Raw genomic sequence first — 23,500 nt, 5'->3', positions numbered from 1 at the left:
CTCAGACGTCGCGCTGCTCACCGGCTGCTTCGCCGGTTTGTTCAGCGGGCTCGGCTTCCGGCGCGGCTTCCGCGGTGGGCTCCGCCTCGGCCGCGGCCTCCGGCACCTCGACCTCGGCCGGTTCCGTTACCGGAGCGGTCGCTTCGGCCTCCGGAGCACCGCTCACTTCCGGCTCCGGCGCTGCCTCGGGGGTCTCGTCCTGGGAAGGCTCGGTGGCGACGGCTTCCTCGGCCGTCGCGTCCACCGGGGATTCCTCCGGCGCCACAACGGGTTCCGCGGTCACGGCCTCGACAGCCTCGACGACCGCGACCGCCTCGGGTTCGGCGACAGCGGCCTCGGGTTCCCCAGGCTCGGCGGCCTTGGCCTCGGAAGCTTCCGCTTCGGGAACTTCGGCCGGAGCCGTCTCTTCGGCGGCTTCTTCCGGGGCCGCCGCCACGGCGTCCGTTTCCCCAGCGGCCTCGGGTTCCGGCTCGGGTTCGGGCTCTGGTGCCGGGGCGAAGTCCAGCAGCGAATCGTCGTAGACCAATTCCGCCACCGGCACCGAGGAGGTCACCTCGACCTCGACCTCGGAGTGCGCGCCGCAGCCGTACTCGACGTCGACCACGTGCCCGTCCGCCGGGGCGATGTCGTTGGTGCACGCGCCGAACGCCCCGCGCAGCGAACCGGCGAGCGGTACGAAGAACCCGCAGGTCCCGCAGGTGCCGGGCGCGCTGCGGGCCATGTCCGAACGCGGGCCGAACTCGCCGGTGTGCCAGCGCGTCGCGGCGTCCTCACGGCCGAAGCGGGATAGCACGTGTACGCGACCGAGACCGGCTTCGTGCGCGACCTCTTCGACCGCCGGGTCGTCGGACTGGAGGTACGCGGGCACGAGCCGCGGATCGTCCTTGTCGGCCGGGAAGATGTCGCCGACCCCGAGATCGCCGGCGCGAACGCGGCGCTCCCACGGCACCCACGCCGGGGCGACCAGCGCGTCCGGGCCGGGGGCGAGCGCGATCTCGCTGAGCGTGACCGGACCGTCCGTGGACGCCAGCGCGACCGTCACCGACCAGCGCCAGCCCCGGTAACCGGGCACGGCCGCCTCGAACAGGTGACTCACCGACACGGCGTCCTCACGCTCGACGCCGACGTGCGCGCCGACCTGCTCGGCGGGCGCGTCCTCCAGCAGCGCCGCGTGCGCGAACTCGACGGCGTCGGTCAGCTTGCGGTGGATCGAGCCGTCGTCCAGCGTCAACAGCAGGGTCATACGCCCAATTGTGCCGCACGCATGTCGCCGCCCCATGTCAGGCTAGGTGTCGTGCGGAAGCCGATCATTCTCTCGTTGCTCTTCGTCGCCGTCCTCGGCGGTTGTGCCGCGGCGCCCGCGGTCCCGCCCGCCGCCGAACGGCTCCGGGTGCAGGTACTCGCGACGCTGCCGCACGACACGTCGGCGTTCACCGAAGGCCTCGAATTCGCCGGCGACACGCTGTACGAGAGCGCCGGGCTCGCCGGGAAGTCGACGCTGACCGCGGGTCCGGCCGGCGGGACGCCGACGGCCCGCGTCGCGCTGCCGTCGCAGCTGTTCGCCGAGGGCGTGACGGTGCTCGGCCCGAAGCTGTGGCAGCTGACCTGGCAGGACGGCTTCGCCATCGAACGAGACGCGAAAACCCTTGCCGAGCTGCGGCGCGTCCCGTTCGAGGGCGAGGGATGGGGGCTGTGTCACCAAGCAGGCGGACGGCTGGTGATGAGCAACGGCTCGTCGAAGCTGACCTTCCGCGACCCGGTCACGTTCGCGGTCACCGGCTCGGCCGAGGTCGGAACGCCCCAGCTCAACGAGCTGGAGTGCGTCGGCGACGCGGTGTACGCGAACGTTTGGCAGACGAGCCACCTCCTGCGCATCGACGCGGCGAGCGGCCAGGTCACCGCGACCATCGACGCCGGCGGGCTGTACCAGCCCAAAACCGCAGGTGAGGACGTTCTCAACGGGATCGCCGCGATCCCCGGCACCGACGAGTTCCTGATCACCGGGAAGAACTGGCCCTCGCTGTTCCGGGTGAGGTTCGTCCCGGCCTGACCGGGAAAGCAGGGGATGAGCGGGCGGAACCGACCAGCGGTAAGGCAGGATTGACTCGTGGGTATCTTCGGTTCTCGCTCCGGTTCCGACGGCGGTTCATCCGGCCGGTCGGGTGCTGGTCGTGGCCGCAAGAGCAAGCGCAAGTGGACACCGGAGCCCGGGGCGGCCGCGCAGGCACGCCCCTGGCGGGAGGCGCCGCAGCCGACCCGTGTCGAGCAGCCGGTCCAACCCGTTCCCGCCGAGCCGCCGCGCAGCCGGTTCTACGACGACGTCCCACCTCCGCCGCCCCCGGCCTACCGGCCGCCGGGGCCGACCGCCGACGACGCCCCGACCGGGGCCGTGCCGCTCGGCTATCACCAGCCACCGCCTCCGCGCGGCGCCCGGCCGTACCCGCCCGATCCGTCGATGCGGCAGACCGAGCCGGTCCGCCGGGACCGTCCGGTGCCGCCCCCTCCCCCGAACGGCTACTACTCGGACCGTCCGCGTAGCGACGAGTACGAGCATTACGACACGGGGGGCTACGCCGGTGAGCCGCGCGACGTCCCCGAGCGCGACGTTCCCGAAACGGAAACGGCTTCGCGGACCACGGCCGCGGCGGGCGCGGGCAGCCTGCCGCGGATGCCGAAGAAGATCACCGTGACCCGGGTCGCGGCGTTGCGCAGCCGCCAGCTGACCGGTCAGGCCGTCGGCGCGTTCCAGCGCGCGACGAAGGCCGACGGCGCCGACAAGTCCGGCCTGACTTCGCTCACCTACGCGGTGATGCTCAACTACGCCAGCGACGCCGCGATGGCGATCGCGCTGGCCAACACGTTGTTCTTCGCGGCGACCAGCGGCGAGAGCAAGGGCAAGGTGGCGCTCTACCTGCTCATCACGATCGCGCCGTTCGCACTGGTCGCGCCGGTGATCGGGCCCGCGCTCGACCGCATCCAGCGCGGCAGGCGGCTGGCGATGTGCGTGTCCTCGGCCGGGCAGGCGCTGATGGCCGTGGTGATGGCGCTGCACTTCGACGACTGGCTGCTCTACCCGGCCGCGCTGGGGATGATGGTGCTGTCGAAGTCGTTCACCGTGCTCAAGTCGGCGGTGACGCCGAGGGTGCTGCCACCCGAGATCACGCTGTCGAAGACGAACGCGCGGCTGACCGTGTTCGGCCTGGTGGCCGCGGGCGCGTTCGGCGCGCTGGCCAGCGGGATCAACGCGCTGTGGGGTTCGCAGGGCGCGTTGTGGTTCACCATGCTCATCTGCCTCGGCGCGGCGGTGCAGTCGATGCGGATCCCCAGCTGGGTCGAGGTGACCGAGGGCGAGGTACCCGCGTCGCTGACGACGCAGCCGGATCGGCGGGAGCGCCGCAAGCGTCAGCCGATGGGGCGGCACATCGTCGTCGCGCTGTGGGCCAACGGCAGCGTGCGCGTGCTGACCGGGTTCCTGATGATGTTCGCGGCGTTCGCGGTGAAATCGCAGATGGAGGGCACCGGGCACAGCCCGTTCAGCCAGCTGCTGCTGCTCGGCATCATCGGCGCCGCGGCCGGGGCGGGCGGGTTCATCGGGAACGCGCTGGGCTCACGGCTGCACTTCGGCAGCCCGGATCAGGTGCTGCTCGGCTGTCTCGCGGCGTGTGTGCTGTCCACTGTGGTCGCGACGCTCGCCTCGGGGCTCGCCACGGCGGCGATCGTCGGCCTCATCGGCGCGACGGCCAGCGCGCTGGCGAAGATCAGCCTCGACGCGGTGATCCAGGAGGACCTGCCGGAGGAGTCGCGGGCGTCGGCGTTCGGCCGCTCGGAGACCGTGCTGCAGCTCGCCTGGTGTTTCGGCGGCGCTGTCGGCCTGCTGCTGCCGCCGACGTACTGGATCGGCTTCCTGGTGGTGTCGATCCTGCTCGTGATCGGCCTCGTCCAGACGTTCATGGTGCAGCGCGGCGGTTCGCTCGTGCCCGGTCTCGGCGGCAACCGCCCGGAACGCCCGCAGGCGACCGGCAGCAGGCCGGTCCCCGGTGCTTCGCGGCGTCAGGCGGGCTCGTAGTCTTCGAGCCATGCGACGTTCTCGGGTGGTGGCCTTGCTGGCGGCCGGTGGTTTCGCGGTGGCCGGATGTTCGGCACCCGGCCCGGCCGAGGTGACGTTCTTCGCGGACGGTCACACGATCCGGGTGACGCCGTTGACCCTGTGCGATCTGAAGTCCGCCAAATGCGTCCCGGACCCGGACGCCGCGGGCAGCCTGAAGGTCCGCCCCGGCCGCCCGGTCCAGATCTCGGTGCCCGGCGACATCGCGAAGTCGCTGTGGAAGGTCACCGCGCAGTACGTCAACAGCAAGGGTGAGCCGCAGCCGCTGATGGAGAACATCATCACCTTGCGCGACCGCTACGCCTACACCGTGACGCCGCCGTCGAAGGACGACCAGATCCAGGTCATCGAGATCGCGCAGGCGTCGGTGATCACGCGCACCGGGAACCCGGAGGACGCGGAGCCGATCACCACGGCGCTCTGGTCGCTCCAGGTCCAGCCCGGCTGAGTCCCGCGGCGGGAGAGCAAGGGACCTTTGCTATCGCTTTCCGCTCCGGTACCGCCCGGGTCCATGCGCCCCAATGTGGCGTTCGGTGCGTTGAACGCACCCAACGCCACATTCGGGCGCTCGAGCCACCTCGCGAACGAGCGGCTTACGGGTCGAGGTCCCTGGCGACCGCGCGCATGATCTCGGCGATCTGCTTGGTGTGCTTGCGATCCGGGTAGCGGTTGCGCCGCAGGTCCGGCTGCACCTTGAGCTCGAGCAGCTTGATCATGTCCTCGATGAGGCCATGCAGCTCCTCGGCCGGGCGGCGGCGGGCCTCGGCCACCGACGGCGGCGGGTCCAGCAGCCGGACGGAGAGGGCCTGCGGACCCCGCCGGCCGTCGGCGACCCCGAACTCGAGGCGCTGACCGGCCTTGAGTCCTTCGACGCCTTGGGGCAGCGCGGCCTTGCGGATGTAGACGTCGGCGCCGCCGTCCTGCGTGACGAAGCCGAACCCCTTCTCCGCGTCGTACCACTTGACCTTGCCGGTCGGCACTTCCCTCACCAATCCTTTGCTGTGCTGCTCACGACGAACGCGCCCGGGGCGTACCCAGGGCGCGCGTCCGCTAAGCGTATCTCGACACAGGCCCTGGGGAGAAGTGGATACCGGCGGCTACCCTCTGCGCTATGAGCACCGCGACGAAGGAGACCGCCGTGACCGCAAGCGGCAAACCGTTCCTGATGCGGATCGGCATCGGCCTGTTCGGCCTCGGGATGCTCGCCGTGGTGGTGGTGTTCATCCTCTTCGCCACCGGCCTGGAGAACCTGCCGGTGTGGCTGAGCGTCGCCGCCGGGGTCATCACCCCGCTCGGGCTGTTGCTGGGACTGATCGCGCTGGTCCGCGAGGCACGGACCAAGAACTAGCCCCGCCGCTCCGTCGAGCGGCGGCGGGCGTGCATTAAGGCGCCGCGTGCACCGCCTCCTCGGCCAGTAACCGGGTGAACCACGCCGGGAACTCCTCGAGTGAGTCGAACACCACGTCGGCCCCCTCGGCCAGCAGTTCCGCGCGGCTGCACGGGCCGGTCGCGACACCGGCCGCCACCGCGCCCGCGGCACGCGCACCGAGGATGTCACCGATGTGATCGCCGACGTACACCCTGGCTTCGTGCTCCTTGAGCGCTTCCGCCTTCCCGGTGGACCACAGTTCGCCGACGAGCTCGTCGACCTCCAAGCCGAGCGCGTCGATGTGCAGTTTCGCGTTCGGCGCGTACTTCCCGGTGACGACGAGCGTGCGGCCACCCACCGCGTGCACCGCCCGCAACGCTTCGGCCGCGCCGGGCAGCGCGATCGTGACCGGCACGACCACGTCCGGGTAGAGCTCACGAAAGCGGCCGACGAGCGCGGGAATGCGTGCCTCCGGGGCGCCGAAGCCACGCAGGCTGTCGTCCAGTGGCGGGCCGAGATTGGCCGCGAAGTGCTCCCCGTCCAATGGCAGCCCCGACTCCGCGCCGAGCGTGTTCATCGCCACGAGCATGCCCGGCCGCGAGTCGATCAGTGTCATGTCGAGGTCGAACCCCACGGTGATTCCCACACAGCCACCGTAGCCGCCACCCCCGACAGAACTCATTCCCCGGGAACGCACGGTGTACACGAAGCTCCATCAGGTCAACGCTCTTGACACAGAGTGGCCCTGTGTCAAGCTGGACACTGTGGGCGAGATCACCAGCTTCACCGACCGCGTCAAGGCGTCGCTGCGGGAAGCGCTGCTCGAAGCGGCCACCGAGCTGCTCGCGGAGCGCGGATACGCCGGGTTGCGGATGGCCGACGTCGCCGCTCGGTCCGGAGTGAGCAGGCAGACCGTCTACAACGAGTTCGGGAACAAGGCGGCATTGGTCCAGGCCGTCGCGCTACGCACGGCGTCGGAGTTCCTCGACGGCATCCGCCAGCGCGTCGAAGTGGCGGAGGACCTCCTCACGGCAATCCATCGCGCCGTCGTCTACACGATCGAGCACGCCAGGGAGAACCGCCTCGTCGCCGCGGCGCTCGGCACCGAAGCCGGCGAGGATCTGCTGCCGCTGCTCACCACCAAGGGCGAGCCGATCCTCACGGCGGCCGCGGAGCTGGCCGCCGGGCAGTACCTCGAATTCGAGCCGGAGCTGTCTCCCGCGTCGGCGGCGTTGCTCGCCGAGACGGTCGTGCGGCTCTCGTTGTCCCACCTGACGTTGTCCACGCATTCGGCGGCCGAAGCCGCGGACGCCGTCGTCGCCGTGCTCGAACCCGCCATCGCCCGGTTCACCGCCCAGGATTCCCATCCGTCCACAATGGAGTGACACGAAGGGGCCGTCATGACCGACACACTCGCCGAGCTTCGCACCGGATTCTCCTCGCTGCGCAAGGGCGGGCTGAACTGGGATTCGTTCCCGCTACGGCTGTTCGTCAAGGGGAACAAGAAGTTCTGGAATCCTGCCGACATCGATTTCGGCAGGGAACGGGAGGGCTGGGAATCCCTCAACGACGAGCAGCGCCGGTCGACGACCTATCTCGTCGCGCAGTTCATCGCCGGGGAAGAGGCCGTCACCGAGGACATCCAGCCGTTCATGCGGGCCATGTCCGCCACCGGCCGGTTCGGCGACGAGATGTACCTGACGCAATTCTGCTTCGAGGAAGCCAAACACACCGAGGTGTTCCGGCGCTGGATGGACGCGGTCGGGCTGACGCAGGATCTCCACCCGTACGTCGCGGAGAACCCGCACTACCGCAAGCTTTTCTACGAGGAGCTGCCGCAGTCGCTGCGGGCACTGGAGGAGGATCCGAGTCCTCTCAACCAGATCCGCGCGAGCGTCACGTACAACCACGTCATCGAGGGCAGCCTCGCGCTGACCGGGTACTACTCGTGGCAGCTGATCTGCACGCAGTACGACATCCTGCCGGGTATGCAGGAACTGGTGCGCCGCATCGGCGACGACGAGCGCCGCCACATGGCGTGGGGTACCTTCACCTGCCGCCGGCACGTCGCCGCCGACGATTCACTGTGGGACGCCGTGCAGCAGCGAATGGGCGAACTGCTGCCCCACGCGCTGAACATGATCCAATGGGTGCAGGACCAGTTCGAGGAAATCCCCTTCGACAATGATCCCGAGGAACTGATCCAGTACGCCGCCGACCGTGCGCAACGGCGGCTGGGCGCGATCGAGTCGGCGCGTGGAATGCCGGTCGAACAGATCGACGTCGACTATTCGCCCGAGCACCTGGAAGACACTTTCGGCGAGGAGGACGCGAAAGCCTTTGCCGAGGCGGCCGCGAACGCCGGCTGACGTGAGCTGAAGGGGACTTTCGTCGCATCCGACGCGAGGAAAGTCCCCTTCAGCTCCGTCCGTCCAGGTGAATTCTCCTCACCCGAAAGTGAAGACCGCCAGGAAAAGGGTGACCGTTCGGCGCTGCCACCCGGTCGTGGACTTACGCCGCGGGCACGGCCGTAGCAGCGTCGAAAAGCACACTGTTCATGCCTTGCCTAACGCGGACGGGGATACGGATGTCGGCATTGAGGACGATGGGCACGTTGGCGGCGGCGCTGCTCGCCGGTGCGGCGATCACGGCGGCACCGGCCACGGCGGACACCGACATAGTAGGCGGGCGGGTGGCCACGAAGGGCGAGTTCCCGTACCAGCTCAGTCTCCGCGATTCCTTCAGCGGCGACCATTTCTGCGGAGCGTCCATTCTGGACAAACACACCGCGCTCACCGCCGCGCACTGCGTGGCGGATTTCCATGGCGACGCGAGCAAGCTGTACGTCGTCGCGGGCAGCAACCAGCTCGACCGCGGCGGCGTCAAGTCCAGGGTCAAGAAGATCGTCACGCACAAGCAGTACGATCCGCAGCGGATCGTCAACGACATCGCGATCCTCAAGCTCTCGTCCGGCCTGCCGTTCGGTCCTGCCGTCGGCGCGGTGCCGCCGGCGACCTCGGATCCCTCGGCGGGCAGCCAGGTCACGCTGAGCGGCTGGGGCCTGACGAGTTTCCCCGGCACCATCCCGAACGCGCTGCAGACACTCAACATGCGCGTTCTCGGTCATTCGGCCTGCGCCCAGCAGAACCCGACCGACCTCCCGATCTCCGCGGGCAACGTGTGCACCATCAGCCCGAAGGGCAAGGGAGCGTGCAAGGGCGACTCCGGCGGGCCGTTGGTGGCGGGCGGCAAGCAGGTCGGCGTCGTGTCCTGGGGAGTTCCCTGCGCCAAAGGCTACCCCGACGTCTTCACCAGCGTGAGCGCCTACGGAAAGTGGATCCAGCAGAACCGCTGAACCCGGTCAACCCCACCGAAAACGTCCTGAACAGCGCGAATCGCGCTGTTCAGGGCCGTTGTCTTCGAGGCGACGTCGGGTACCCTCGGGCCGCGGATGGGTGGTGATCATGACCAGGGTGACGAACCGCGATCGGCTGCTGTGGTGCGCCGGAATCGCCGTACTGACCGCGCTCACCGCGTGGACGGTCGTCCGCGTATCGACGGAGCCCGCTCCGAGCACGAGCGCGGCGCCGATCGCCCCGGCCGCAGCGCCCGGTGGTGGCGCCGCGGCGCCGGGCCGGGTTTCTCCATCCCAGGAACCGGTTTCGGCCGTGGTGGTCAACAAATGTCCGGCGTCCGCGACGGCGTGTGTGGACGAAGGACTCCGGATCAGCTGGCTGCAGAAGGACGGCAAGATCACCTACGGTCCAGTGCCGGTGATGCCCGGCACGGACGGCCCGGACGATTCCGTGGCCACACCGAAGGGCGTCTTCCATGTCGAGTGGAAGGACGCCCACCACGTCAGCAACGAATTCCCCGAAGCCATGCCGAACGCGGTGTTCTTCGCTCCCGGCGGCATCGCTTTCCACGAGGGCAGCCTGATCGCCGCGTCGCACGGTTGCGTGCACCTGAGCCCGGAGGCCGCCGGCCGGTACTTCGACGCGCTCCCGGTCGGCGCCGAAGTGACTGTTTTCTAGGCGTGCTTGGTCTTCGCGACGTCTTCCAGGCCGAGAATGGAGACGGCCTGGCTGCGCATTTCGACCTTGCGGACCTTGCCGGTGACGGTCATCGGGAACTCGTCGACGACGTGCACGTACCGCGGGATCTTGTAATGCGCCAGCTTTCCCGCGCAGAACTCCCGCAGGCTCTCCGCCGTCAACGGCGCCGCACCCTCACGCATCCGTACCCACGCCATCAGTTCTTCGCCGTACTTGGCGTCCGGCACACCGATCACCTGCGCGTCCAGAACATCCGGATGCGTGTACAGGAATTCCTCGATCTCCCGCGGATACAAGTTTTCACCACCCCGGATCACCATGTCCTTGATCCGCCCCGTGATATTCACATAACCGTCATCATCCATCACGGCCAAATCCCCGGTATGCATCCACCGCGCCGCGTCGATCGCCTCCGCCGTCTTATCCGGCTGCTCCCAATACCCCAGCATCACCGAATACCCCCGCGTGCACAACTCACCCGGCTCGCCCCGCGGCACGGTCAACCCCGACTCCGGATCGACGACCTTGACCTCCAGATGCGGCCCCACCCGCCCCACCGTCGACACCCGGCGCTCGACCGAATCATCCGCCCGCGTCTGCGTCGACACCGGTGACGTCTCCGTCATCCCGTAACAAATCGACACCTCCGCCATGCCCATCCGCTCGATGACCTGCTTCATGACTTCGACCGGGCACGGCGACCCCGCCATGATCCCCGTCCGCAACGACGACAAATCGAAACTCTCGAAATCGGGGTCGGCGAGTTCCGCGATGAACATCGTCGGAACACCGTAAAGCGAGGTGCACTTTTCCGCCGACACGGCCGCCAGCGTGGCCTTCGGTTCGAACGCCGGGGCCGGAATCACCATGCACGCCCCGTGCGAGGTACACGCCAGATTCCCCATCACCATCCCGAAACAGTGATAAAAGGGAACAGGAATGCACACCCGGTCACGCTCGGTGTAACCACAGAGTTCGCCGACGAAGAAGCCGTTGTTCAAAATGTTGTGGTGACTCAGCGTCGCGCCCTTCGGGAACCCGGTCGTCCCCGACGTGTACTGGATGTTGATCGGATCATCCGCCGAAAGCCCGGCCTGCAACTCGGCCAGCCGAGCCGGATCACCCCGCCGCCCGGCGTCCATCAGCGACGTCCACTCGTCGCCACCGAGCAACACGACGTGGTCCAGCGCCGCGCACTTCGGCCGCACCTCGGCGATCATCGCGGCGTAGTCCGAGGTCTTGAACGACGCCGCGGCCACCAGCAGCCTCACCCCGGCCTGGTTCAGCACGAACTCCAGCTCGTGCGACCGGTACGCCGGGTTGATGTTCACCAGGATCGCGCCGATCTTGGCGGTGGCGTACTGGACACACGTCCACTCCCACCGGTTCGGCGACCAGATCCCCACCCGGTCGCCCTTGCCGATGCCGAGCGCCACCAGCCCGAGCGCGAGCGTGTCGACCTCGCCGGCCAGCTCCCGGTACGTCCACCGCCGCCCCGCCGCGCGGTCGACCAGCGCGTCCCGGTCGCCGAACGCCGCCACCGTACGATCGAAGTCTCCGCCGATCGTGTCCCCCAGCAACGGCACGTCGGAGACCCCCGAGGCATAGCTAGGCAAGGTGGCGGGCATGGGGACCTCCCAGACGTCGGCGGCTGCGGACCGCAGTCTAAGAACCCGGCGGTACCACTGCCAGCGGACCGGACTCCACCGGTAGCGAGTCCGCTACCCTCGGCTTGGGTCGACGTGGTGGAGGGATCGGTTCGTGCCGGAGGAATTCTCGCTGGGCATGTTCGAGGTGGACGTCGCCGTCCGCCGGGCCGGACTGCCTGCCAGCTGGGCGCCGTTCGACGTCCGTGGCGCCGTCCAGGCGGCCGGCGACGACGCCATCGCCACCTATGAGCGGTTGAACGCGGAGGCATGGGACGCGCTGCGTGCCCGTCGGCTCGCCGACCGGGACAAACTGGACGTCGACGTCGCCCACACGCTCCGCGCCTGGACACGGCCCGACGTGCTGATCATCGTGCGGGCGACCGAACTCGCCGACCGCCGCCGCGTCTACTACCGCGCGACCATCGCCGAAGGGCTCGGCGTCCTCTCCGAACAGGTCGGCGACAGCATCACCTTCCTGCAGATCCGCCCGGACCGTCTGGTCGACGCGATGGTCGGCACGCTTCCGCCCTACCGCCCCGTTCCGGTTCGCCCGCTGACCATCACGCGCCGCACGCGGCCCGCGTCGCGGAGCGAACGGGACTTCAGCGCCGAGGACTTCACCACCGAGCCCAACCGGGCAGAGCAGGAGGCATTGACCTCGTTCAGCCAATGGCCGCCGCATCGGCTCGGCAGCGTCGAGCTCCACGTGCGCAGCAGCCACTCGGTGCTCCACAACCAAGGCGCGGTCACGTTCTTCGACTCCGAGGGCGGCCGCTTCCTCGTTTTCACCGAACCGCTTTCCGGCGGCGAAACCCGGCTCAGATACGTCCCGTCCGACGGCTCGCACCTACGGCGCTGGCTGCACGACACCATCACCGAGGTCGCTCGCTAGCCCGCCATCGTTCGATGGTGCCGCCGAGATCAGGACGGTCCCGGCAAGCCCTCCGAACCACCCTCGTCCCCTGACCGGGGTAGTCCCTGCTCACGAAACCGCAGACGGCCCCGGCTGGTCACTAGTACAGTGCCAGTAGGCCACGCACGGTGGTCACGGAGGGTGCGGGAGGGGCACTATGGCCGGGATAACCTTCGGCGAGGAGGGCTCGGTACCGGGCACGAGCCAGGCCGCCGGCGACGCGGGCCAAAACCTTCTCAAGGGCATACTGAGCGCGCCGACGGACGCCGATGCTGCCAAGCGGATCTCGACCGGCGGGGCCGAGTTGAAGAAGATGGCCGAGAAGGGCAGCTTCGCGATCAACGAAGCCGGGCTCCAGGCCTACCTCAAAGCCTGCGACAAGTTCCTCGGCGGTTTCGACTACTGGCGAGGACAGCTCCAGCGCCTTACCCAGCCGGCCAAGATGGGCGGTAGCGAGTACGCGAAGAAGGTCGCGGATTTCAACGCGAAGGTCGCGGGCGGCGATGACCAGGCGCTACTGCCGAACCTCCAGCTCATGTACAAGGGCATCGAGGACGCCAAGGCGGCATTGCAGATCGCGCGGAAGAACTACCGCGAAACCGAGGAAGCCCACAACATCACCTTCGCCAAGATCACCAAGGAACTCGATCAGCAGTGAGCCGACGCGCCCTCACCAGCATCACGGCCCTGGCCGTCACAGTCGTCACGCTCACCGCGTGTTCCAGCCAGGTCGGTGGGCAAGCCAGCCCTTCGGCATCGTCGCCCGCCGCGACCAGGTCGACTCCCACCACAGCAGATCCGAATAATCCGTTCGCCGGTATGAACCCGTGCACGATGCTGGACCAGTTGCTGTCCGGGCAAGGGTTTCCCTCATCCGCTCCGTCGCTGGCGGACAAGAAACACGCGTGTGACACCACCAGGCCGGTCAGTGACCCCAAGGGGAGCGCATCGATCGGCCTGGGGCTTTACCCAGGCCAGAAGGTCAACGAGAACATCAACAATCCGGCAAAGGCCAAGCCGGGAACGATCAATACCAGCGGCCGGCCTGTGGTGCTCCAGCCGGAGCCACTCAACTCGCAGGGGCAGTGCCAGATCAACCTCCAGGTCGCCACCGATTCACGGATGGATGTTCTGGTGACGTCGGGTTTGGACACCGAACGTGCGTGCAAGATGGCCGGTGACCTCGCCGAGAAGGTCGATCCGTTGTTGCCGAAGGCGTGAGGGGAGCTCCGTCATGAACCAGCCGCACCGGGCGCAGCATCAGCAGTCGGCGGGCGATTTCTACGCCGAGACCCAGCGGAAATTGGCGGGAAACGCACGCCATCTGGGGTCCGAGGACTGGGACGAAGCGCAGGACGGGGTCGGGCAGCAGACCCAGGACATGGCCTCCGTGTATTCGGTCACCCAGGGGCACGCGCTGCTGCAGGGCCAGACAACGCGGGCGGATTATCCGACGCCCGAGCAGCACTACCCGGGCATGTCGCACGAGCAGTTGTACGGCATGGTCCATGAGAACCTGAACCTGGAACAGATCAACGAGTACAGCAATACCACCAACGAGTTCGGCAACTGGCTGGCCGATGTGTCCAACGCGTTCGCCGACGCGGGCAGCGGGGCGCAGACCCAGTGGCAGGGAGACGCCGCGTCGGGCGCGCACGGGTTCTTCCAGTCCACCGCGAGCCACGCCGAGCAGGCGAGCAACGCGGTACAGCTGACGTCGAACCGGTACTCCCAGCAGTCCTCGGCCGCGCACTACGCCAAGACGAACATGCCGGAGCCGACCGGGTTCAACCAGGACGCCGAGATGAACAAGGCGGTCCAGCAGTTCGTCACCGGTGACCACGCCGCGGCGACCGAGACGATGAGCGGGATCACCGCCAAGCAGCAGCAGGCCGACGAGGCGCACGGCCGGGCGGTGCAGGTCATGCAGAACCTGGACACGACCTACCACGAGACGGCCTCGACCCAGCCGACCTACACTCCGCCGCCGCAGCCGGGCAACGACAGCACGACAGCGAGCAGCGCGCACGCCACCGGATTCGGCGGCACGGGCACCACGAGTGGTGCCGGTCCGGCGACGGGCACACCCGGTGGGGGTCAGTTCACCGGTTCCTCGACGCCGTACACCCCCGGCGGTGGCGGCAGCAGCTACAGCCCGCCGCCGGGACTCACCACGGGCACGGGCAACCCCAACCTGCCGCCGGTCGGCGGGCCCGGCACCAGGCCCCCGGTGACCATGCCCCCCGGCACACGCCCCGGCGACTTCGGGCTCGCCGGTGCCCCGCCCGTCAACCCCGGCGGCAAAGGCGGGGACATCACGCGAAGCAAGCCGGGAACGGGATCCGGACGCGCGGGGAGCAACTTCGCGGGTTCCCGGGTGTCCGGCGGTGGTTACACCCCCGGCAAGGGAGCGCCGGGCGAGCAGGCCGCGGGCAAGGGCAGCGGAACCGGCTCGGGCAAGCCCGCCGGGGAACGTCTCGAGCGTGGCGCGACCGCCGCGGCCAACGCCGGCAAAGCGGGCAAGGCCGGAGCGCCGGGGGCCGCGGGCGCGCAAGGCGCCGGCAAGAAGAAGGAAGAGGACAAGGAACACAAGAACAAGATGCCGCTGCAGGACGACGAGGTGTTCGAGGTGAAGCCGGATCGCGGGCCCGACGGCGAGAAGATCGTCCCGCCGGTCATCGGCGGCTGACCCTTAGGGGGTTGCGCCGCTGGGGACCTCCTCACAGCGGCTCCGCCGGGCCTGCTGCCTCGATATCGTGGAAGACATGCGCTTCTACCTGGTCGACGCCTTCACCGACCGTGCCTTCGCGGGTAACCCCGCCGGGGTGGTCCTGCTCGACGCGCCCGCCGACCCCGCCTGGATGCAGACGGTGGCCGCGGAAATGAAGCACTCCGAGACGGCGTTCGTCGTCACAACCGGCGACGGGCCGAAGTCGCTGCGCTGGTTCACGCCGGCCGCCGAAGTCGATCTCTGCGGCCACGCCACCATCGCGGTGACGCACGTGCTCGGGGGCGAGCAGGTCTACGCGACCCGCGGCGGCGAGTTGCGCTGCCGGGCCGAGGACGGCTGGGTGAAGCTGGACTTCCCCGCCGACCCACCGCGGCCTGCCGGCGACGACCTGAGCGCGATCCTGCCCGGTGCCGAGATCGAGGAGACCGGGCGCGGGGCCGAGAACCTGTTCGCGGTGGTCAAGGACGCCGACGTCGTCCGCGACCTCACGCCGGACCTCACCGCGTTGAAGGCGACCTGGACCGGCAGGTTGCTGGTGACCGCGCCGGGCGACACCGAAGGCGCCGACTTCGTCAGCCGGTTCTTCGGGCCCGGTGTCGGGGTCGACGAGGATCCGGTCACCGGCTCGGCACACTGCATCCTGGCGCCGTACTGGTCGCGGCGGCTCGGCCGCGCCGAGCTGACCGGGCACCAGCTGTCCGAACGCGGCGGGGTCGTGCGGACGAAGCTCGACGGCGACCGCGTCGAGCTGGCCGGTCAGGCCGTCACCATCGTGAGCGGGGAGCTGCACGTCTGATGCGATTCATCCTCAACATCATCTGGGTCGTGCTCTGCGGCTTCTGGATGGCGCTCGGCTACCTCGTCGCCGGGGTCATCTGCTGCGTCCTGATCATCACGATCCCGTTCGGGCTCGCGTCGTTCCGGATCGCGCACTACGCGCTGTGGCCCTTCGGCCGGACCGTCGTCGATCGCCGCGACGCCGGTGCCGCGTCGTGCCTCGGCAACGTCATCTGGTTCGTCTTCGCCGGGTTGTGGCTGGCCATCGGGCACGTCCTCACCGGGATCGCGCTGTGCGTCACGATCATCGGCATCCCGCTGGGCATCGCGAACTTCAAGATGATCCCGGTTTCGCTGACCCCGCTGGGCAAGGAGATCGTGGACCTGCCCTAGTCCTCCGGCTCGAACGGCAGCTCGACGACCAGGCACGGCCCGCCGACGAACAATCCGCCGTCGACGCCGAGCGCCTTGCCGCCCGCGTAGAGGTACGGCCCGTCGATCTGGGCCGGGTGGATTCCCAGCTGGTCGGCGATCACGCTGTGCCCGTGCACGACCCGCTCCCCGCCGAGCTGGTCGAGCAGGCGCTGCGCGGCCTCCTCGCCGTCCGGGCCGCGGAAGGCGTAGCGCGTGGTCATCCGCCGCCACACGTCCCACCAGGCCTCCAGGTCACGGCCTTCGAGGATCTCGCGGACGCCGGCGTTGATGCCCTCGAGGTCCTCGCCCCATTCGAGGTACTCGAGCGTGTCCGAATGCAGCAGCAGGTGCTCACCGGCGAGTGCCCCCGCCGGACGGCTGGTCAGCCATGCGATGTGCTCGCCGGTGAGCCTGTCCTGGTCGTCGGCCAGCCCGCCGTTGATCTCCCAGCTGCGCGCGAAGCTGCGCGGCCCGAAGTCCGACGGCACCGGCTCGTCGCCGAAGTGGTACATCCCCAGCAGCAGGATCTCGTGGTTGCCCAGCAGCGTCTGGACAAGGCCACCCGCCTCGGCGGCCTCGGTTTCCAGGCGCATCACCAGGTCGATCGCGCCGACGCCGTCGGGGCCGCGATCGACGAAGTCGCCGAGGAACCACAGGTGGTCCTCCCCGCCCGCCCAGTTCTCGTCGTCGTCGAGGAGCCCTTCGGCTCTGAGGGCATCGGCCAGCGCGTCACGGTGGCCGTGCACGTCGCCCACCACATACGTGGACCGGTCCTTGCTCATCTCCCGACGATAAGCCCTGCTACCGGCAGCCGACGATCAGCCTTCGCCGAACGGGTCACGGGTCCGCCCGATCAGGTCGGCGACCGAGTCGATCACCAGGGTGGGCCGATACGGATAGCGTTCGGCCGACTCGTGGGTGGAGATGCCGGTGAGCACGAGGATGGTCTGCAGGCCGGCCTCGATCCCGGAATGCACGTCGGTGTCCATCCGGTCGCCGATCATCAGCGTCGACTCCGAATGCGCGCCGAGCCTGCGCAGGGCACTGCGCATCATCAGCGGGTTCGGCTTGCCGACATAGTACGGCGAGCGCCCGGTGGCCCTCTCGATCAGCGCGGCGACCGACCCGGTGGCGGGCATCGAACCCTCCAGGCTCGGGCCGGTGGCGTCCGGGTTGGTGGCGATGAACCGCGCTCCCCCCTCGATCAGCCGGATCGCGCGGGTGATCGCGCTGAAGCTGTACGTCCGGGTCTCGCCGAGCACAACGTAGTCCGGGTCACGCTCGGTGAGCACGTAGCCGACCTCGTGCAGCGCGGTGGTCAGCCCGGCCTCGCCGATCACGAACGCCGACCCGTTCGGGCGCTGCGCGGAAAGGAACTTCGCGGTGGCCAGCGCGGAGGTCCAGATAGACTCCTCCGGGATGTCCAGACCAGTGCGCAGCAGCCGGGCCCGCAGGTCACGCGGGGTGTAGATGGAGTTGTTGGTCAGCACGAGGAAGTCGATCCCGTTCGACCGGAGCTCCGCGAGGAACTCGTCGGCGCCGGGGACGAGGTGTTCCTCCCTGACCAGGACGCCGTCCATGTCGCTCAGGTAAGTCCACTGCCGATCGTTCATGCCCCGGATCCTACGGGCAAACCGGGGAGCCCTCCGGGCAATCCGCTCACGACGCGTGTGCGCCGTGCCGCCGAACGGGCTACAGTGGAAATAGCCGCCGAGTGCGAGGGGAGTCGCAGGATCGGCGAGCACAACGGGGGTTTGGGGGAGTACTAAAAGTCACGAACATCGTTTTCGTGCGAGCGGGGGAATCACATGTCTCTCAGCGCAATTCACCCTGCCCTTGGCATTGATGCACACAGGAGGGTGGGGACAAGTCATGACGGAAACAATCGACCGTCAGGCACAAACCGGGGAATTGGCGGGCCCGAACTGGGGGCTGACCAAATTCCTTGATCCACTGCGGATTCCGCCGGTGATCCGGCCGCATTCGTGGTGGCACCATGAAATGATCACCATTCCGATGGTCACCAAGACGCAGCGGCTGCATTCGCAGCTGCCGCCGTCGAAACTGTGGACCTACGCGGGCGAATTCCCGGGCCCGACAATCGAAGTGCGCAGCGGCAAGCGACTGCGGATTTCGTGGAACAACGACATCGAGGGAAAGATTCCGCTCGTCGCGGTACAGGGTCCGGCGGGCACCAATCCGTCGGACAGGCCGGGCCGGGAACTCGACCGCAAGGACTACAAGATCATCGACGGGGTCGCCGACCTGCCCGCGTGGACCGTGGTGCACCTGCACGGCGCCCGCACCAACGCGGGCAACGACGGCTGGGCGCACAACGCCAACCTCGCGGGCACTTCGCAACTGACCGAGCACGACAACGTCCAGCAGGCGATGCCGCTGTGGTATCACGACCACGCGATGGCCATCACCCGCTTCAATGTCCACACCGGACTCGCGGGCATGTACCTGGTCCGGGACGACGAGGAGGACGCGCTCGGCCTCCCGGGCGGCGATCACGAGATCCCGCTGATCATCGCCGACCGCAACCTCGATCGCGACCCGGCGACGGGCGCGCTCACCGGCCAGCTGCTGTACAAGGTGGGGGACGTGGGCGGCGGAATCCTGCTCCCGTTCACCGGCCCGTTCACGACGGTCAACGGCGTGATCTGGCCGCATCTGGACGTGGACGCCCGGTGGTACCGGTTCCGGCTGCTGAACGCGTCGAACGCGCGGTTCTACACGCTGAACCTGGTGGACGAGAAGGGCGTGCCGCAGAACGACGCGGTCCGCCTGATCGGAACCGATGGCGGGCTGCTGCCCGCACCGGCGCCGCTGCCCGCCAGGACCGGCCAGTACCCCGGTGGCCTCACCGTCGCCCCGGCCGAGCGGTTCGACCTGCTGATCGACTTCAGCAGGTTCAAGGGGCAGAAGCTCCGGCTGACCAACCTCGACCCGGACCTGGGCACCGTCGAACCGGACCTGATGGAGTTCCGGGTGGAGAACCGGAACCGGCACGATTCGTTCAGGCTGCCGGAAAAGGTGTCGAAGTCCTATGTCCGGCTGAAGCACGGCTCGACGCTGCCCGAGAAGCACGACCACGTGTGGATCGCGCTGCTGCTGAACAAGGACGGGCACCCGGAGATGTGGGATCTGGAGGAGCTGTCCACACCGGACCCCGGCGGGGACGGGATCATCCAGCTCCAGGACCCGACGGCCAGCCCGCCGAAGCTGCGGACGTTCCGCCGGATCGGGAAGCTGTTCGACGACACCACGGGCATCTTCCTCGAGCACGACGGCTGGGCGGTGTGGAACATCCTGCACGTGGCGGACGGCGGCCCGGCGCACCCGATCCACATTCACCTGACGGAGTTCCAGGCGCTGTTCCGGAAGCACTTCACCACGACGTTCTCCTCGCGCGACGAGCGGACGACCCGGCCGATCGGCAGCGTGAATCCGCAGACCGGGAAGCCCGACCCGATCGACGACCTCCCGCTGGAGAAGTACGAGGAAGGCTGGAAGGACACCTTCATCGTCAAGCCGGGTGAGTGGGTGAGCGTCGCGGGCGGCTTCGGTGGCGGTACCGGGGAGTTCATGTACCACTGCCACATCCTCGACCACGAGGACGAGGGCATGATGCGGCCGTTCGTGGTGCACCCGAAGGAGGTGGCGAAGTTCCACCACCACGGTGGCCACCACCACGGCTGAGGATCGCTCCGTGGGGGCCTCCCGGAGGGACCTCAAGTCCTTCAAGGAGGCCCCCACGGACCGCGGCGTCAGGTCCCGGCGGCCGGGTGGACGGCGACCGTGGCCGCCTTGACCGACAACGTGACCGGGGATCCCGGTTCGAGCGCGAGTTCCGCGACGGCGGCCGGGGTGAGGTCGGCGGTCAGGCCGTGCGCCCAGCCGTCGCCGCGGGCCCGCAGCCGCACCACCGGCCCGTGCGGCTCCAGCGCGGCGACCACGGCGTCGACGGTGTTGCGCGGGCTGCCGTGGTGCTCGCCGTCGTGCGGGTAGACCGCGACGGCGCTGGGCGCGAACACCGCGACCGCGGCCTCGCCTTCGACCGCGTCGCCGGCCGGTATGCCGGTGACGACGTGACCTTCCGGGGTCCGCAGCCCGTCCGCGACCGCGGTGCCGGCGACCAGGTTGAGCCCGGCGATCCGGGCGGTGAACGCCGAACGTGGCGCGGCCAGCACCTCGCGGGTCGGCCCGCGTTCGACGATCCGCCCGCCCGCGAGCACGGCGACGTGGTCGGCCAGCGCGAGCGCGTCCAGCGGGTCGTGCGTCACCAGCACCGTCGTCGGGCCGGTCCGCAGTACCCGGCGCAGCAGGCCGCGGATGGCGGGCGCCGAATCGACGTCGAGCGCGGCGAACGGCTCGTCGAGCAGCAGCAGATCCGGCTCGGCTGCCAGCGCCCGCGCGATCGCGACCCGCTGGGCCTGCCCGCCGGAAAGCTGTGCGGGCTTCCGGTCCGCGAGTTCCGCGGCGTCCACTTCGGACAGCCAGTTTCGCGCGATCTCTCGGGACCGCTGCTTTCCCACGCCCGCCGAACGCGGCGCGAAGGCGACATTGTCCAAAGCGGACAGATGAGGGAACAGCAACGCGTCCTGCGCGAGCAGGCCGATCTTCCGCCGGTGTGGTGCCAGGCTCACGTGGTCGCCGGCGAGCACCCGCCCGGCGAGGGTGATCCTCGCGCGCCGCGGGGTGATCAGCCCGGCGAGGCTGCCGAGCACGGTCGACTTGCCCGAGCCGTTCGGGCCGAGCAGGGCGAGCACATGGCCCTCGGGCACGGTGAAGTCCACGGCCAGCGCGAACTCGCCCCTCGTGAGCTCGAGCCCGGCCTCCAGCGTCATGACCGCACCCCTTCCAGCGCACGAGGCCGGGCGAGGGCGATGACGACGATCGCGACCACGATCAGCAGCAGGGCGAGCGCGACGGCGCTGTCGACGTCGACCTCGGCCTGCTGGTACACCTCCAGTGGCAGCGTGCGCGTGACGTCCTCGAGGCTGCCCGCGAACGTGATGGTCGCGCCGAACTCGCCCAGCGCCCTGGCGAAACTGAGCACGACGCCGGAGCCGAGCGCGGGCAGCAGCAACGGCAGGGTGACCCGGCGGAACACCGTCCACGGCCGGGCCCCGAGCGTCGCGGCGATCCGTTCGTAGCGGTCACCGGCGCCCCGCAGCGCGCCCTCCAGGCTGACCACCAGGAACGGCATCGCCACGAACGTCTGCGCGATGACGACCGCGGCGGTGGTGAACGGCACCTGCGCACCGGTCACCCAGCCGATCAGCTCGCCGAGAAAGCCCTTTCTGCCCAGCAGGTACAGCAAGGCCAGCCCGCCGACCACAGGCGGGAGCACCAGCGGCAGCAGCACGACCGAACGCAGGAACCGGATCCCCGGCACCCGCGAGCGCGCCAGCACCACGGCCAGCGGGACGCCGAGCAGCACACAGGCCACTGTGGACAGTGCGGCGGTGACCAGCGACAGCCGCAGCGCGTTCAGTGACGAGGGCTGGACCAGCAGCGACGGCAGCCGGGTCAGATCCGACCGCGTCAGCAGCCCCACCACCGGCAACACCACCAGCGCGAGCGCCACCACCGCCGGTACCCACAGCACCCCAGGGACCCGCGACACCGTTAAGGCCACCTTGCGGGCGTCCGACGCCCGTAAGGTGGCCTTAACGGCACGTCGGTCACGGAGCGCCAAAGCCGACCTTGCCCAGCTCGGCCTTCCCCTCCGGCCCGCGTACGAACTCGGCGAACTCCTTGGCCAGCGCGGCCTGCGGCGCGCCCTTGACGACGCCGATCGGATAGTTGTTGATCGCCCCGGCGGCCTCGGGGAAGTCGACCTTGTCCACCTTCGCCGCCGCCGACGTCGCGTCGGTGACGTAGACGAGCCCGGCGTCGGCGTCACCGGAGGACACCTTCGCCAGCACCTGTTTGACGTCCTGCTCCTCGCTCGCGGGCTTGAGCGCGACGCCGGTGCTCTGCTCGATCTTCTTCGTGGCCGCGCCACACGGCACCTGCGGAGCGCACACGACGACGGTCGTGCCGCCCTTGGCGAGATCGGCGAACGCCTTGATCCCCTTCGGATCGCCCTTGCCCACGGCGATGGTCAGCTTGTTCGTGGCGAACACCGCGGGCGAGCCGTCGATCACCCGCGCCTGGGTGGCCTTGTCCATATTGGCCTGGTCGGCGGAGGCGAAGACGTCGGCCTTCGCGCCGTTGGTGAGCTTCTGGACCAGCGCGGACGAACCCTCGAAGTCGAACTTCACGGTCACGCCGGGGTGCTTGGCCTCGAACTGCTTGCCGAGCACGCCGAAGGACTCGGTCAGCGAGGCCGCCGCGAACACCGTGAGCGTGCCGCCCGGCGCGGGTGCCGGGGCCTGGCTCCCGGGGTCGGAGCTGGCCTTGTCGGAACTGCTGCACGCGGTGGCGGCCAGTGCGACGACGACGGCGACCGCGACAACGGTGGGGGCGCCGGTGAGCTTCATCGGTTTCCTTCCGGGGTTTCGACCACGACGGTGGTGGCCTTGACGACGGCGACCGCGAGCACACCCGGGCGCAGCCCCAGCTCGCGGACGGCCTCGGTGCTCATCAGCGACACCACGCGATGCGCGCCGCACTGCAGTTCCACCTGCGACATCACCTTGTCGACGATGACCTCGGTGACCAGCCCGACGAAGCGGTTGCGCGCCGAGCGGCCGACGTCGGAGGGATCGTCGGGCCCGGACGCCTGAGCGCGCGCGAAGGCGGCGAGCTGGGCGCCGTCGACGACCTTCCGCCCGGCGGCGTCGTCGGTGGCGGTCAGCTGGCCGGCGCGTACCCAGCGGCGGACGGTGTCGTCGCTGACGCCGAGGAGTTTGGCTGCCTCGGACAGCCGGAATTGCGGCATGGCAGGGACATTAACGCCGCATCTGCGGAATAGCCATGGCGGGTGGGGAATTACGCGGGACGGGAATTGTCCAGGATGTCGGCACGTACCTCGTCGAGCATCGCGTTCTGAAAGCGTTCCACCACTTTCCGTTCCTCGGGTGAGAACCCGGCCAGGACCCGCTCCATCGCGTCCGCCGCCGACTCGAACAGCGGCGCGAACTTGGCCATGGCGTTCGGCACCACCTCGACGAGGACCTTGCGGCGGTCCTCCCGGTCCCGCACGCGCCGGACCAGCCCCGCCTTCTCCAGCCGGTCGATGACGCCGGTGACCGCACCGGTGGAAAGCCCGGTGAGCTCGGCGATCCGGCCGGCGGTCAGCGGGCCTTCGGCCTGGCTGACCAGGTCGAGCGCCTTGTGATCGCTGGACGCCAGGCCCATCTGGTCGGCGATCCTGGCGTGCCGGATGACGGCCAGCGTGCTGCCCTCCCGGCCCAGCTGCGCGAACCTGGCGAGTTCGTCGGCGGTGACGGGATACGTCTTTCCTGTGGTGCTCGACATCACGCAACCCTTTCACCGCTGTGCCGCGGGTCGTTCGGCCACTGAGCGGCTCA

The 23,500-nt window shown here is 69.2% G+C and carries 26 protein-coding genes; 15 read left to right on the top strand and 11 right to left on the bottom strand.

The genetic code is table 11. The annotated features are described in order from the left end of the window. Nucleotide 1: 1 nt before the first annotated feature. The gene (locus ACFWX1_RS18800; RefSeq protein ID WP_378388872.1) at nt 2-1,243 is read right to left on the bottom strand and encodes a DUF3027 domain-containing protein; all 1,242 of its coding nucleotides are present in this window, start codon (nt 1,241-1,243) and stop codon (nt 2-4) included. A 51-nt stretch (nt 1,244-1,294) separates the two neighbouring features. Here ACFWX1_RS18800 and ACFWX1_RS18795 point away from each other — a divergent pair, with 51 nt between their 5' ends. Genes ACFWX1_RS18795 through ACFWX1_RS18785 form a run of 3 tightly spaced genes read left to right on the top strand, consistent with a single transcriptional unit; the run spans nt 1,295 to nt 4,553 of the window. Next, nucleotides 1,295-2,050: a glutaminyl-peptide cyclotransferase gene (locus ACFWX1_RS18795; protein ID WP_378388870.1), complete on the top strand. Its 756-nt coding sequence runs from the start codon at nt 1,295-1,297 to the stop codon at nt 2,048-2,050. A 57-nt stretch (nt 2,051-2,107) separates the two neighbouring features. After that, entirely contained in the window at nt 2,108-4,066 is a 1,959-nt protein-coding gene (locus ACFWX1_RS18790; RefSeq protein ID WP_378388868.1) for an MFS transporter, read from the top strand. A gap of 10 nt (nt 4,067-4,076) precedes the next feature. Next, nucleotides 4,077-4,553, top strand: coding sequence for a DUF2771 family protein (locus tag ACFWX1_RS18785; protein WP_378388866.1), 477 nt, complete (start codon nt 4,077-4,079; stop codon nt 4,551-4,553). 145 nt (nt 4,554-4,698) lie between these two features. Here ACFWX1_RS18785 and ACFWX1_RS18780 read toward each other — a convergent pair whose 3' ends face one another. Next, nucleotides 4,699-5,085 carry a cold-shock protein gene (locus tag ACFWX1_RS18780; RefSeq protein ID WP_007033367.1) on the bottom strand — a complete coding sequence of 129 codons (387 nt, stop codon included), beginning with the start codon at nt 5,083-5,085 and terminating at the stop codon, nt 4,699-4,701. A gap of 131 nt (nt 5,086-5,216) precedes the next feature. Between ACFWX1_RS18780 and ACFWX1_RS18775 the strand changes: the two genes are divergently transcribed. Next, nucleotides 5,217-5,453, top strand: a complete 237-nt coding sequence (locus ACFWX1_RS18775; protein WP_378388864.1) for a hypothetical protein — start codon at nt 5,217-5,219, stop codon at nt 5,451-5,453. Nucleotides 5,454-5,487: 34 nt separating this feature from the next. Here the strand turns inward: ACFWX1_RS18775 and ACFWX1_RS18770 are convergent, their stop codons facing one another. Further along, the gene (locus ACFWX1_RS18770; RefSeq protein WP_378388862.1) at nt 5,488-6,120 is read right to left on the bottom strand and encodes an HAD family hydrolase; all 633 of its coding nucleotides are present in this window, start codon (nt 6,118-6,120) and stop codon (nt 5,488-5,490) included. 127 nt (nt 6,121-6,247) lie between these two features. On the opposite strand from ACFWX1_RS18770, the gene ACFWX1_RS18765 reads away from it, so the two are divergent. From ACFWX1_RS18765 to ACFWX1_RS18750, 4 genes are all read left to right on the top strand, one after another. Beyond that, on the top strand, nt 6,248-6,859 hold the full coding sequence (locus ACFWX1_RS18765; protein ID WP_378388939.1) for a TetR family transcriptional regulator: 612 nt from the start codon (nt 6,248-6,250) through the stop codon (nt 6,857-6,859). Between the two features lie 15 nt (nt 6,860-6,874). Beyond that, nucleotides 6,875-7,843 (top strand): R2-like ligand-binding oxidase, encoded by a 969-nt coding sequence (locus ACFWX1_RS18760; RefSeq protein WP_378388860.1) that lies wholly within the window; start codon nt 6,875-6,877, stop codon nt 7,841-7,843. Between the two features lie 218 nt (nt 7,844-8,061). Continuing rightward, entirely contained in the window at nt 8,062-8,829 is a 768-nt protein-coding gene (locus ACFWX1_RS18755) for a serine protease (RefSeq protein ID WP_378388858.1), read from the top strand. 109 nt (nt 8,830-8,938) lie between these two features. After that, nucleotides 8,939-9,508, top strand: coding sequence for a L,D-transpeptidase (locus tag ACFWX1_RS18750; protein WP_378388856.1), 570 nt, complete (start codon nt 8,939-8,941; stop codon nt 9,506-9,508). Here ACFWX1_RS18750 and ACFWX1_RS18745 read toward each other — a convergent pair. Then, nucleotides 9,505-11,157, bottom strand: a complete 1,653-nt coding sequence (locus tag ACFWX1_RS18745) for an AMP-binding protein (protein ID WP_378388854.1) — start codon at nt 11,155-11,157, stop codon at nt 9,505-9,507. The genes ACFWX1_RS18750 and ACFWX1_RS18745 overlap by 4 nt on opposite strands. Before the next feature lie 133 nt (nt 11,158-11,290). Between ACFWX1_RS18745 and ACFWX1_RS18740 the strand changes: the two genes are divergently transcribed. From ACFWX1_RS18740 to ACFWX1_RS18715, 6 genes are all read left to right on the top strand, one after another. Then, a complete protein-coding gene (locus tag ACFWX1_RS18740) occupies nt 11,291-12,070 on the top strand; it encodes an ESX secretion-associated protein EspG (RefSeq protein WP_378388853.1) in 780 nt (259 codons plus the stop codon). Nucleotides 12,071-12,248: 178 nt separating this feature from the next. After that, a complete protein-coding gene (locus ACFWX1_RS18735) occupies nt 12,249-12,749 on the top strand; it encodes a hypothetical protein (protein ID WP_378388852.1) in 501 nt (166 codons plus the stop codon). Then, complete coding sequence (locus ACFWX1_RS18730; RefSeq protein WP_378388850.1) at nt 12,746-13,312, top strand: DUF3558 family protein; 567 nt, start codon at nt 12,746-12,748, stop codon at nt 13,310-13,312. Before ACFWX1_RS18735 ends, ACFWX1_RS18730 begins: the two co-directional genes overlap by 4 nt. A 13-nt stretch (nt 13,313-13,325) precedes the next feature. Then, nucleotides 13,326-14,780: a hypothetical protein gene (locus ACFWX1_RS18725; protein ID WP_378388848.1), complete on the top strand. Its 1,455-nt coding sequence runs from the start codon at nt 13,326-13,328 to the stop codon at nt 14,778-14,780. 76 nt (nt 14,781-14,856) lie between these two features. Continuing rightward, nucleotides 14,857-15,618 (top strand): PhzF family phenazine biosynthesis protein, encoded by a 762-nt coding sequence (locus ACFWX1_RS18720; protein ID WP_378388846.1) that lies wholly within the window; start codon nt 14,857-14,859, stop codon nt 15,616-15,618. Next, a complete protein-coding gene (locus ACFWX1_RS18715; protein WP_378388844.1) occupies nt 15,618-15,992 on the top strand; it encodes a YccF domain-containing protein in 375 nt (124 codons plus the stop codon). Before ACFWX1_RS18720 ends, ACFWX1_RS18715 begins: the two co-directional genes overlap by 1 nt. Here the strand turns inward: ACFWX1_RS18715 and ACFWX1_RS18710 are convergent. Beyond that, complete coding sequence (locus ACFWX1_RS18710; RefSeq protein ID WP_378388843.1) at nt 15,989-16,795, bottom strand: metallophosphoesterase; 807 nt, start codon at nt 16,793-16,795, stop codon at nt 15,989-15,991. The genes ACFWX1_RS18715 and ACFWX1_RS18710 overlap by 4 nt on opposite strands. Before the next feature lie 36 nt (nt 16,796-16,831). Further along, entirely contained in the window at nt 16,832-17,626 is a 795-nt protein-coding gene (locus ACFWX1_RS18705) for an HAD-IIA family hydrolase (RefSeq protein ID WP_378388841.1), read from the bottom strand. Between the two features lie 259 nt (nt 17,627-17,885). Between ACFWX1_RS18705 and ACFWX1_RS18700 the strand changes: the two genes are divergently transcribed. After that, nucleotides 17,886-19,718: a multicopper oxidase family protein gene (locus ACFWX1_RS18700; protein ID WP_378388839.1), complete on the top strand. Its 1,833-nt coding sequence runs from the start codon at nt 17,886-17,888 to the stop codon at nt 19,716-19,718. A gap of 68 nt (nt 19,719-19,786) precedes the next feature. Here ACFWX1_RS18700 and ACFWX1_RS18695 read toward each other — a convergent pair whose 3' ends face one another. The 5 genes from ACFWX1_RS18695 to ACFWX1_RS18675 form a co-directional block, all read right to left on the bottom strand. Next, nucleotides 19,787-20,866 (bottom strand): sulfate/molybdate ABC transporter ATP-binding protein, encoded by a 1,080-nt coding sequence (locus ACFWX1_RS18695; RefSeq protein WP_378388837.1) that lies wholly within the window; start codon nt 20,864-20,866, stop codon nt 19,787-19,789. After that, nucleotides 20,863-21,630, bottom strand: a complete 768-nt coding sequence (locus ACFWX1_RS18690) for an ABC transporter permease (RefSeq protein WP_378388937.1) — start codon at nt 21,628-21,630, stop codon at nt 20,863-20,865. Before ACFWX1_RS18690 ends, ACFWX1_RS18695 begins: the two co-directional genes overlap by 4 nt. Nucleotides 21,631-21,706: 76 nt before the next feature. Continuing rightward, complete coding sequence (gene modA / locus ACFWX1_RS18685) at nt 21,707-22,507, bottom strand: molybdate ABC transporter substrate-binding protein (protein WP_378388835.1); 801 nt, start codon at nt 22,505-22,507, stop codon at nt 21,707-21,709. Beyond that, entirely contained in the window at nt 22,504-22,908 is a 405-nt protein-coding gene (locus ACFWX1_RS18680; protein ID WP_378388833.1) for a molybdopterin-binding protein, read from the bottom strand. The genes modA and ACFWX1_RS18680 overlap by 4 nt, the downstream gene beginning before the upstream one ends. 50 nt (nt 22,909-22,958) lie before the next feature. Continuing rightward, on the bottom strand, nt 22,959-23,447 hold the full coding sequence (locus ACFWX1_RS18675; RefSeq protein ID WP_378388831.1) for a MarR family winged helix-turn-helix transcriptional regulator: 489 nt from the start codon (nt 23,445-23,447) through the stop codon (nt 22,959-22,961). Nucleotides 23,448-23,500: the final 53 nt, after the last annotated feature.

Origin of the sequence: Amycolatopsis sp. NPDC059021 (assembly GCF_042739895.1) — a bacterium.
GTDB lineage: Bacteria > Actinomycetota > Actinomycetes > Mycobacteriales > Pseudonocardiaceae > Amycolatopsis.
The sequence above is the reverse complement of the archived record's forward strand: the minus strand, read 5'-3'. Positions and strand labels throughout refer to the sequence as shown.

Coding starts and splice junctions, on each gene's coding strand:
- ACFWX1_RS18800 (WP_378388872.1), bottom strand. CDS start 1,243: ATGACCCTGCTGTTGACGCTGGACGACGGCTCGATCCACCGCAAGCTG.
- ACFWX1_RS18785 (WP_378388866.1), top strand. CDS start 4,077: ATGCGACGTTCTCGGGTGGTGGCCTTGCTGGCGGCCGGTGGTTTCGCG.
- ACFWX1_RS18775 (WP_378388864.1), top strand. CDS start 5,217: ATGAGCACCGCGACGAAGGAGACCGCCGTGACCGCAAGCGGCAAACCG.
- ACFWX1_RS18760 (WP_378388860.1), top strand. CDS start 6,875: ATGACCGACACACTCGCCGAGCTTCGCACCGGATTCTCCTCGCTGCGC.
- ACFWX1_RS18755 (WP_378388858.1), top strand. CDS start 8,062: ATGTCGGCATTGAGGACGATGGGCACGTTGGCGGCGGCGCTGCTCGCC.
- ACFWX1_RS18750 (WP_378388856.1), top strand. CDS start 8,939: ATGACCAGGGTGACGAACCGCGATCGGCTGCTGTGGTGCGCCGGAATC.
- ACFWX1_RS18745 (WP_378388854.1), bottom strand. CDS start 11,157: ATGCCCGCCACCTTGCCTAGCTATGCCTCGGGGGTCTCCGACGTGCCG.
- ACFWX1_RS18735 (WP_378388852.1), top strand. CDS start 12,249: ATGGCCGGGATAACCTTCGGCGAGGAGGGCTCGGTACCGGGCACGAGC.
- ACFWX1_RS18725 (WP_378388848.1), top strand. CDS start 13,326: ATGAACCAGCCGCACCGGGCGCAGCATCAGCAGTCGGCGGGCGATTTC.
- ACFWX1_RS18720 (WP_378388846.1), top strand. CDS start 14,857: ATGCGCTTCTACCTGGTCGACGCCTTCACCGACCGTGCCTTCGCGGGT.
- ACFWX1_RS18715 (WP_378388844.1), top strand. CDS start 15,618: ATGCGATTCATCCTCAACATCATCTGGGTCGTGCTCTGCGGCTTCTGG.
- ACFWX1_RS18710 (WP_378388843.1), bottom strand. CDS start 16,795: ATGAGCAAGGACCGGTCCACGTATGTGGTGGGCGACGTGCACGGCCAC.
- ACFWX1_RS18705 (WP_378388841.1), bottom strand. CDS start 17,626: ATGAACGATCGGCAGTGGACTTACCTGAGCGACATGGACGGCGTCCTG.
- ACFWX1_RS18700 (WP_378388839.1), top strand. CDS start 17,886: ATGACGGAAACAATCGACCGTCAGGCACAAACCGGGGAATTGGCGGGC.
- ACFWX1_RS18695 (WP_378388837.1), bottom strand. CDS start 20,866: ATGACGCTGGAGGCCGGGCTCGAGCTCACGAGGGGCGAGTTCGCGCTG.
- modA (WP_378388835.1), bottom strand. CDS start 22,507: ATGAAGCTCACCGGCGCCCCCACCGTTGTCGCGGTCGCCGTCGTCGTC.
- ACFWX1_RS18680 (WP_378388833.1), bottom strand. CDS start 22,908: ATGCCGCAATTCCGGCTGTCCGAGGCAGCCAAACTCCTCGGCGTCAGC.
- ACFWX1_RS18675 (WP_378388831.1), bottom strand. CDS start 23,447: ATGTCGAGCACCACAGGAAAGACGTATCCCGTCACCGCCGACGAACTC.